At 71.0% G+C, this 8,431-nt stretch carries 10 protein-coding genes; 7 read left to right on the top strand and 3 right to left on the bottom strand.

Features of this window, described 5'->3' with window-relative positions; all coding sequences use genetic code 11:
- The first annotated feature begins 172 nt into the window (after positions 1–172).
- Positions 173–1,039 (top strand): GIY-YIG nuclease family protein, encoded by an 867-nt coding sequence (locus tag B351_RS0101035; RefSeq protein WP_198006193.1) that lies wholly within the window; start codon positions 173–175, stop codon positions 1,037–1,039.
- 73 nt (positions 1,040–1,112) lie between these two features.
- Complete coding sequence (locus tag B351_RS0101030) at positions 1,113–1,670, top strand: DUF2058 domain-containing protein (RefSeq protein WP_019397199.1); 558 nt, start codon at positions 1,113–1,115, stop codon at positions 1,668–1,670.
- A gap of 230 nt (positions 1,671–1,900) precedes the next feature.
- Here B351_RS0101030 and B351_RS0101025 read toward each other — a convergent pair whose 3' ends face one another.
- Entirely contained in the window at positions 1,901–2,857 is a 957-nt protein-coding gene (locus tag B351_RS0101025; RefSeq protein ID WP_019397198.1) for a cation transporter, read from the bottom strand.
- Positions 2,854–3,327: an ABC transporter substrate-binding protein gene (locus B351_RS0101020; protein WP_039730684.1), complete on the bottom strand. Its 474-nt coding sequence runs from the start codon at positions 3,325–3,327 to the stop codon at positions 2,854–2,856. The genes B351_RS0101025 and B351_RS0101020 overlap by 4 nt, the downstream gene beginning before the upstream one ends.
- Positions 3,328–3,673: 346 nt before the next feature.
- On the opposite strand from B351_RS0101020, the gene B351_RS0101015 reads away from it, so the two are divergent.
- The 3 genes from B351_RS0101015 to B351_RS0101005 all read left to right on the top strand — a co-directional run bounded on the left by B351_RS0101015 (position 3,674) and on the right by B351_RS0101005 (position 5,030).
- Positions 3,674–3,982 (top strand): hypothetical protein, encoded by a 309-nt coding sequence (locus B351_RS0101015; protein WP_019397196.1) that lies wholly within the window; start codon positions 3,674–3,676, stop codon positions 3,980–3,982.
- A gap of 125 nt (positions 3,983–4,107) precedes the next feature.
- Positions 4,108–4,437, top strand: a complete 330-nt coding sequence (locus tag B351_RS0101010) for a thioredoxin family protein (RefSeq protein WP_026010205.1) — start codon at positions 4,108–4,110, stop codon at positions 4,435–4,437.
- Between the two features lie 8 nt (positions 4,438–4,445).
- Complete coding sequence (locus B351_RS0101005) at positions 4,446–5,030, top strand: beta-lactamase hydrolase domain-containing protein (RefSeq protein WP_019397194.1); 585 nt, start codon at positions 4,446–4,448, stop codon at positions 5,028–5,030.
- A gap of 6 nt (positions 5,031–5,036) precedes the next feature.
- Here B351_RS0101005 and B351_RS0101000 read toward each other — a convergent pair whose 3' ends face one another.
- A complete protein-coding gene (locus B351_RS0101000; protein ID WP_019397193.1) occupies positions 5,037–5,798 on the bottom strand; it encodes a spermine synthase in 762 nt (253 codons plus the stop codon).
- Positions 5,799–6,189: 391 nt separating this feature from the next.
- On the opposite strand from B351_RS0101000, the gene mgtE reads away from it, so the two are divergent.
- Both mgtE and B351_RS0100990 read left to right on the top strand, forming a co-directional pair.
- Positions 6,190–7,563, top strand: a complete 1,374-nt coding sequence (mgtE, locus tag B351_RS0100995) for a magnesium transporter (RefSeq protein WP_019397192.1) — start codon at positions 6,190–6,192, stop codon at positions 7,561–7,563.
- A gap of 205 nt (positions 7,564–7,768) precedes the next feature.
- A partial coding sequence (locus B351_RS0100990) for an MATE family efflux transporter (RefSeq protein ID WP_019397191.1) occupies positions 7,769–8,431 on the top strand: 663 nt, incomplete at its 3' end.

The raw sequence follows: 8,431 nt of genomic DNA, 5'->3' as shown, positions 1-8,431 counted from the left end.
TCAATTTGAGGCTTCGGGGTGTCTACAGAAGCCGGGGCGATTCACCTTCGGGTGGCCTTCTTTGGCTGCTCCGGATACCTGTTGACGACTTGCTGGCTCCCGAAGAATGCTGCCGGCCAATCGCAGCACACGGGGGCAGGGGATGAGCATGGAATTGACGGGGACGGGTGGCTTGATCGATCTCAACGATCTGCTCGGGAAGGCAGGCATCGATCCGGAAGCCACCCTGGTGATGCGGCACCGGCCCGCGGAGAAGACGCTCCGCGAAGTGCTCCCATGGTTGGCCGCCGATCGCCACGACCTCTACAACGCCTACCAGAGCCAGCACGGCCCGCGGGTGGAGGCCGCCTTGCAGCGGGCCACTTACCTGGTTTCCCTGATAGGGCATGAGGCCGGTGCTGCGCTTTTTGTGGGGATCTATCGCGTGGCTGGGGCGCAGGTCGTCAGCCGGGAGGCCCTGGAGGCCACGCCGCACATGCAGGAGCTTTTTGCGCTCGGATGCGCTGTGCCGGGGCGGGAATCGTTGGCGCGCTTCGACTTGCAGCTGGAGCCGGTGCTTGCGGCGTGGAAGGGCCGGCTGGTGCTGACCTGGCCTGGTATCGAGCGTTCCTGGTGGCGCTGGGCGGATCGCAACGTCATCCCGGTTCGGGCGATCCACGAGGAAAGCATGCTGGTCCGCAAGGTGCCGGACTGGCAGCAGCTGGTGCTGCGCTGGGAGGAGCTGGCGGTACTGCCGACGAGCTGGAAGGCGGCGCTGTGCCAGTGGCGCGGCATCTACTACATCTTCGACCGTCAATCCGGAAAGGGTTACGTCGGATCGGCCTACGGCGCGGACAATATCCTCGGCCGCTGGCAGGGATACGCGAAGGACGGACACGGCGGCAACAAGCTCCTGCGCGGATGCCGCAAGGAGAACCTGGAGTTCTCGATCCTGCAGCGCGTCGGACCGGATATGCCTGTGGCCGAGGTGATCGAGATCGAAGGCCACTGGAAGCAGCGCCTGCATACCCGCGCGCCCTACGGTTTGAACGACAACTGATCCTTGCTGCCTGCGGCAGCGCGGCCTCGGGGCGGGTATCCTGATCCGCCTTTCAGAACACGCGGTGCCCGCCATGGCCAAGGCCATCAACCCCCTCCAGGAACAGCTGCTCAAGGCCGGGCTGGTCAAGAAGTCCAAGGTGGCGCAGGTGGCGCGCGAGCAGGCCAAGGCGCGCAATGCCAAGGGCGGCGGGGCCGGCCCCAGCGAGATCGAGCTGGAGGCGCAGCGTGCGCGGGCCGAGAAGGCCGAGCGCGACCGCGCGCTGGAGGTCGAGCGCAAGCTGGAGGCGCAGCAGAAGGAAATGCTGGCGCAGGCGCGGCAGATCATCCGCGAGCGCAAGGTGCCGCGCAGCGGCGAGTCGGAGTACCGCTTCACCGCCGACGGCGCGATCCGCACCCTGCTGATCGACGCCGACCAGCGCCGCAAGCTCGCCGCCGGCGCGCTGGTGATCGTGGCCTCCGGCGACAGCTACGACCTGCTGCCGCGGGTGGCCGCCGACCAGGTGCTGGCGCGCGCGCCACAGCTGGTGGTGCTTGACCACGGCCAGGCCGAGGCCGACGCCGAGACGCCGACCAGCGAGGACGACGCCTATTACGCCCAGTTCAAGGTGCCGGACGACCTGATCTGGTAAGCCCAAAACCGGGGTCAGAGTGCGATTTCACGCTGTGCCTTTCGGGATGGCGGTTGAGCTGTCAGCCCGGCGGTGAAAACCGGGGTCAGAGTGCATTTTCTCATCTGGTAGTCCGGGATGAGACGGCCAGGTCTGAGTGAGCCGCTTTCGCCACGGCAGGGGGATTAGAGAGAGGACCGGTATAGAGGCTTGGCTGGCCTCGCTGCGAAATTGCACTCTGACCCCGGTTTTCAGCTGTGGCTCCGGGTGCCACGCAGGGCCACGTCCACCGCGTCGACCCGCCAGTTCATCGACCGTGCGAGCTGCCTGATCTCTTCGGCCTGCGCAGCGCTGAGGCTGGCGTTGTCCAGCAACACGATGCCGGAGAGGTGGAAGCCTTCCTCGTGCAGGCGCACGGCGCAGCCATGCACCCAGGGCAGGTCGGCGACGGCACGGGCCAGCTGGCCGGGCAGGGGATCGGGATCGCTGCGGTCGAGCTTCTGCGGGCGGGCGTCGTGCAGGTCGCGCACCGCGGCCCGCAGGTTGCTGGCACCGTCGTGCAGCACGCTGCCGGCGATGAACAGCGCCGCGGCCGCGTCGGCCCACCACCAGCCCATGCCGATCCCGGCCACGCCGGCGATGCCGGCCAGGCCGGTCATCCAGTCGGCCTTGCCCACGTCGGCGTCGGTGTGCAGCGGCTTGAGGCTCAGCTGTTCGGCCAGCTCCATCTTCTTGCGGCCCAGGATCACCGGCGGCACCACCGAGACCACCATGGCGCCCATCATGATCCAGCCCTGCCACACCACGTGGCCGCCAAACACCATCGTGCCCACCACCGGGCGGGTGGCGGTGAGCAGGGTATGCAGGCCGTCGTAGACCAGGGCCAGGCCCACGCCGGTCAGCGCCACGGACGAGATCAGGAAGTTGATGTCGAACGCGCGCTCGCGGCCGGTGATGTATTCGGCGTCCACGCCCTTGCGGCGGAAGCGGCTGGCCACGAGGAAGGCCACCGGCGGCACCAGGCTGAGGATGTCCTCGACCAGCGCGGTCTTCATTGCCTGCGAGCCGCCCATCACGAAGTACATCATGGTCGCGACCAGGCCCATTACCAGCAGCGTCCACCAGCACAGGTGCTCGGCGCGGCGCAGGGCCCGGCGCTGTTCGCCGGGGAGCTCGCGCGCCGGCGGGCGCAGGGCGATGGGGTTCATTGCGCGCCCTCCTGGTCCACCAGGTACTGGTCGAAGGACAGGTGCCAGGCCGGCTGCCCGGGCGGCAGGGCGACGCGGCGCTCGGGCATGGGACCGTCGCCCCCGGCGCGCAGGCCCAGCCGGCGCGCCCAGCCGACCTTGGGCTGCCACGGCGAGTCGGGGTGGTAGCCGCCGATCACCGCATGCAGGCGCGCGTGTTCCAGCTCGCCCAGCAGCGCGTCGTGGCCGCCGGGCTTCCATTCCACGCGGTAGCCATGCGCGGCGGCGAAGCGCTGCACCAGTTCCGCTTCCGGGCCGGAAACGCTGCCGTCGGGCGCGATCCGTACCCACGGCGGATCGTCGCTGGCGCCCACGCGCATGGCGTCCTGCGCGGCCTGCCGGCTGAGATCGTCGGCATCGCGCGGGTACGGGCCGCAGCCGGCCAGAGCGGCCAGCGCCACCACGCATGCCAGGGCAGGGATGCGATGCATGGACGCTCTTATGGGCGCTGCGGGGTGAACGCGATGTCAGGTCGGCGGAGTCTGGGGCTTGCCGGTGTTGGCGTCCCGGATGCGGCCTTCGGCCGCGCGCACCCGCGTCCTCCAGGCGCACGACGCCCGTGCCGTCGCCACGGCCCCACCACCTTGAAGGCGACGCTCTTGCATGGCCCGGAAGCGAAGCGCACCCGGCTTCCTCCCTCCCCGTGGTCCTGGAACGCCACCGGGCCCCGGCTCACCCCGGGGCGACATTGAGGGATGGTGCGCGGGCCGACGGGCACTGGATCACATGCCGGCAACACCCGCGGTGGGAGCCTGCGGCCAAAGCCAGGCCCGATCCATGCACCTGATCCAGCTGTTCCTGCCGCTGCGCGACAACGATGGCCAGGCGTTCCCGCGGGCCCTGTATGACGAGGTCCGCGCAGCGCTGGCCGAGCGCTTCGGCGGGGTGACCGCGTTCGTGCGTTCGCCGGCGGTCGGGCTGTGGGAGGACGACGAGGGCGACGTGCAGCGTGACGACGTGGTGCTGCTGGAGGTGATGGCCGACCACGTGGACCACGGCTGGTGGGTGTCCTACCGCAAGGGCCTGGAGCGCCGCTTCCGCCAGGACGAGGTGCTGGTGCGGGCGACGCGGGTGGAGCGGCTGTAGGCGTCATCGGAGTGCAGCCGGGACGCGCCTGGCAATGCCGCGACCAGGGAGGCTGTATCGGAGCACGGGTGTGCTACGCCTATCCGGGCTACGCTTTGCAACCTGCGCACGAGCTGGAGCTGTTGATGGCCTATACCAACCACTACCTGGAAGCCGAGCCTTCCCGCGCCGAGGTGGACGCGCGCGAGGGCCCGCTGTTGCTCGAGTTCGGTGCGCCGTGGTGCCCGCACTGCCAGGGGGCGCAGCCGGCGATCGAGGCGCTGGCCTCCGAGCATCCGCAGCTGCAGCACCTGAAGATCGAGGACGGCCGCGGCAAGCCGCTGGGACGCTCGTTCAAGGTGAAGCTGTGGCCGACCCTGGTGCTGCTGCTCGATGGCCAGGAACTGGCGCGGGTGGTACGGCCCGTGGCCGGCGAGGACCTGCAGCCGCTGCGCGCGGCGCTGGTGGGCGGCTGATCGGGGGCATGGCGATGGACGCGATGAAGTACGCGCGGGTGGCGCTGCTGGCGCTTGCGCAGGCGGGCGCGGCGCTGGCCGGCGACGGGAAGGACGCCGCGCCAGCGCAAGCGGCCGCGGTGCTGGAGCGGTTCCGCACGCCCGCCGAGGGGATCCGTTCCGGCGGCCGCATCCAGGCCGCCGACCTGCCGGCCTTGCAGGCAGCCGGCATCGTGCGGGTGATCGACCTCACGCCCGATGCCGAGACACCCGATTTCGACGAGGCCGCCGCGGTGCGCGCGGCCGGACTGCACTACGCCAACCTGCCGATCGCCGGGCCGCAGGACATCGACCGCGAGGCGGTGCTGGCCTTCGACGCGCTGCTGGCCGGAAGCGGGGGGCCGACCCTGGTGCATTGCGCCAGCGGCAACCGCGTGGGGGCCCTGGCGGCCCTGCGCGCGGCCTGGCTGCACGGTGCCGACGAGGAGGCCGCGATCGACGAGGGCCGGCGCTGGGGCCTCACTGGGCTGGAACCGGTGGTACGCCAACGCCTGCGCCAGGCGCACTGCATTGCCGATGCCGCCGATGTGGCGGCCTGCGCGGACGGCGGCTGAGCCAGCTCAGCGCCTGCGCGCGCTGAGGAAGGTCCACAGGTCCTGGTAGGACGGGACCAGCACGTCCTGCTCGCAGCGCCGGGCGAAGTGTGCGTCTACCGCCTGGCGGATCAGCGGCAGCACCTCGCGGCGCAGGGCGCGGTCGGCGGCATCGTCGCGGCCATGGCCGCAGCACTGCATGCTCAGCACGCCGCCGGGGCGCAGGGCGCGCGCGATGTGGCCGATGATGCCGGTGATGAATTCGGCGCGGGACTGGCCCTCGCGCACCGGGTCCATGGTCAGGTCGTAGACCACGGCATCCAGGTCGCGTGCCTGCGCGATCCAGGCGAAGGCATCGCCGGTGACGATGCGCGCGTGCGGGCTGTCGAAGGCGTCGCCGCACAGCGCCGGCAGGTGCTGGCGGCAGAGCTCCATGACCCGCGGGTCGATCTCGACCATGGTCAGCTCGGACGGCAGCGCGTCCAGCGGTTCGAGGGTGCGGATCAGCTCGGCAAGCACGCCACCGTCGCCGCCGCCGAGGATGGCGACGCGTTCCAGGCGCGGATGGGCCAGCAGCGGGCTGGTCATGGCGACGCCGTAGGCGACGTCGGATTCGGAGATCTGGAGGTCGCCGTCGAGGAAGAGCTGGCCTCCGAAGCGCGGGTGGCGGGTGACGACGACGTGCTGCAGACCGGTGTGCTCGTCGGCGAGCAGGTGGTTGGAAGCGGCCGGTGCAACCGGCGGGAGATGCAGGCGGAGACCGGCGCGGTGGCCGTTGGATGGAATCAATCCGGGTTCCTCCTGTTGCGGTGGATGGACCCCCATGCTGGTCAATCCGGGCGGAGGGTTCAAGTTCCGCTCCATCGCGGCCGCATCGCGCGGGGCGGGGCGGTAACCACGATGGCGGGACGATCCGTCGCATCCGTGGCCCGTTGACCACATCCGATGCACGGGAGCAGACTGCGCGCCGCCGGTGGCGGCACGCCGCCGGTGCGTCGTTCCGCGACGCTTTCGCGCAGGCGCCGCACGTGGCGTGCAGGCGCCTTTCGGAGTCCAGATACCAATGTCCAGCGACAGTCATCCCGGCCCCGGGCCGCTGACGGTGCTGGCGACCGCCTGAGCGATCGGGACTGGTTCGCCGCCGCTGCCGCCGGCCCGTGGCCCAAACGAGGCGAACCCGATGAAGAACCCGATCCTGCTGCGGCAGCCCGGCGCGGCGGCCGTCACCCTCGCTGCACCCCTGGCCGCGCTCGACACCGCCGATGCGGTGGAGCATCTCAACAGCATGGACCGCGACGATGCGGCGGCGGTGCTCGCGGCGCTGCCGGTGCCACGCGCGGTGGAACTCCTGGAGCAGCCCGAGCTGCGCGACGCCAGCGTGCTGGTGGCGCGGCAGGACTTGGCGCTGGCGGCCGGCTGGCTCGGGCAGATGGCCCATGATCGCGCCACCGACATCTTCCAGGGCCTGGACGCGAAGCACCGCGACCAGCTGCTGTGGCGGCTGGATCCGGACCCCCGCGATGCGATCCGCAAGCTGCTGCGCTACCCGCCCAACACCGCCGGTGCGCTGATGACCACCGAGTTCGTGGCAGTGCCGGCGGACTGGACCGTCGGCCGCACCTTGCAATACGTGCGCGAGGTCGAGCGCAGCCGCGAGACCGTCTACGCCATCTACCTGCTCGATCCGCGGGAACAGACCCTGGTGCAGGTGGTGACCATGCGCCGCCTGATCACCGGCGAGCCGGACGCGCCGATCCTGCAGGTGGCCCAGGCCACGCCGCCGGTCGCGGTGGACGCGCAGATGGACCAGGAGGAGGTGGCGCGCCTGATCCGGCGCCACGACCTGCTGGCGATCCCGGTGGTGGACGCGCGCGGGCACGTGCTGGGCATCGTCACCGTGGACGACGTGCTCGATGCGCTGATCGCCGAGTCCACCGAGGACGTGCACAAGTTCGGCGGCATGGAGGCGCTGGACAAGCCGTACATGCGCATCGGCTTCGGCGAGATGATCCGCAAGCGCGCCGGCTGGCTGGGCGTGCTGTTCCTGGGCGAGATGCTGACCGCCAGCGCGATGCAGCACTTCGAGGACCAGCTGGCGCGGGCGGTGGTGCTGACCCTGTTCATCCCGCTGATCATGAGCTCCGGCGGCAACTCCGGCTCGCAGGCCACCTCGCTGCTGATCCGCGCGCTGGCGTTGCGCGAATTGCGCCTGGGCGACTGGTGGAAGGTGGCCCTGCGCGAGATCCCCACCGGCGCGGTACTGGGCGCCATCCTCGGCCTGCTGGCGATCGTGCGCATTGCCGTGTGGCAGTACGCCGGGCTGTACGACTACGGCCCGCACTGGGGGATGGTGGCGCTGACCATCGCCGCGGCGCTGGTCGGGATCGTGGGCTTCGGCTCGCTGTCCGGCTCGATGCTGCCGTTCGTGCTGCAGCGCCTGGGCTTCGACCCGGCCAGCGCCTCTGCGCCGTTCGTGGCCACGCTGGTCGACGTCACCGGGCTGGTGATCTATTTCAGCATCGCCGCGCTGATCCTGGGCGGCACGCTGCTGTAGCCGGCTGTCCGGAGCCCGTGCCCCGCGTAGCCCCGGCAAGGCCGCATCCACGACCCCGCGCGCTGGAAGCCGCGCCATTGCAGCCGTCGATGGCCCGGCTTCCTGCCGGCTTGCTTGCCACCCGGAGCCACCGGGTCACGACCCAAGGACGGGACGACGCTGGGGACGCGTCCGGGCTGCGCCCGCCATCCGGCATCATTCGCGCATGTCCGCATCCGAAGCTTCCGGCTCCACGCCGCTGACCCGCGCCGCCATCGCCCGCAAGGCCTGGCCGATCATCCTGGCCAATGCCTCGGTGCCCCTGCTGGGGCTGGTCGATACCGCGGTGATCGGCCGCTACGGCAGCACCGCCGACCTTGGCGCCCTGGCGCTGGGCGCGCTGCTTTTCAACTTCGTCTACTGGAGCTTCGGCTTCCTGCGCATGGCCACCACCGGCTTCGTGGCCCAGGCCGCCGGCGCCGGCGACGAGGCCGAGGTGCGCGCGGCGCTGGCGCGGCCGCTGCTGCTGGGCGCGGGCCTGGGCGTGGCCATCTGGTTGCTGCAGTGGCCGCTGGTGGCCGGCTATTTCGCCGTGATGGAGGCCAGTCCGGCGGTGGCTGGGACCGGCGCGGACTACTTTGCCGCGCGGGTCTGGGGCGCGCCGGCGGCGCTGGCGTTGTACGCGCTGTGCGGTGCCCTGGTGGGACTGGGACGCAGCCGCACCCTGCTGGCGGTGCAATTGCTGCTCAATGGGCTCAACGCGGTGCTGGACGTTTGCCTGGCCGGCGTGCTCGACCTGGGCGCGCGCGGCATCGGCCTGGGCACGGCGATCGCCGAATGGACCACCTGCCTGGTCGCGGCGGCGGTGGTGTGGCGGGTGCTGCGCGCC

It is taken from the genome of Pseudoxanthomonas sp. GW2, from assembly GCF_000283075.1.
Lineage (GTDB): Bacteria > Pseudomonadota > Gammaproteobacteria > Xanthomonadales > Xanthomonadaceae > Pseudoxanthomonas.
Note: the sequence above shows the minus strand (reverse complement) of the source record. Positions and strands in the feature narration are given on the sequence as shown.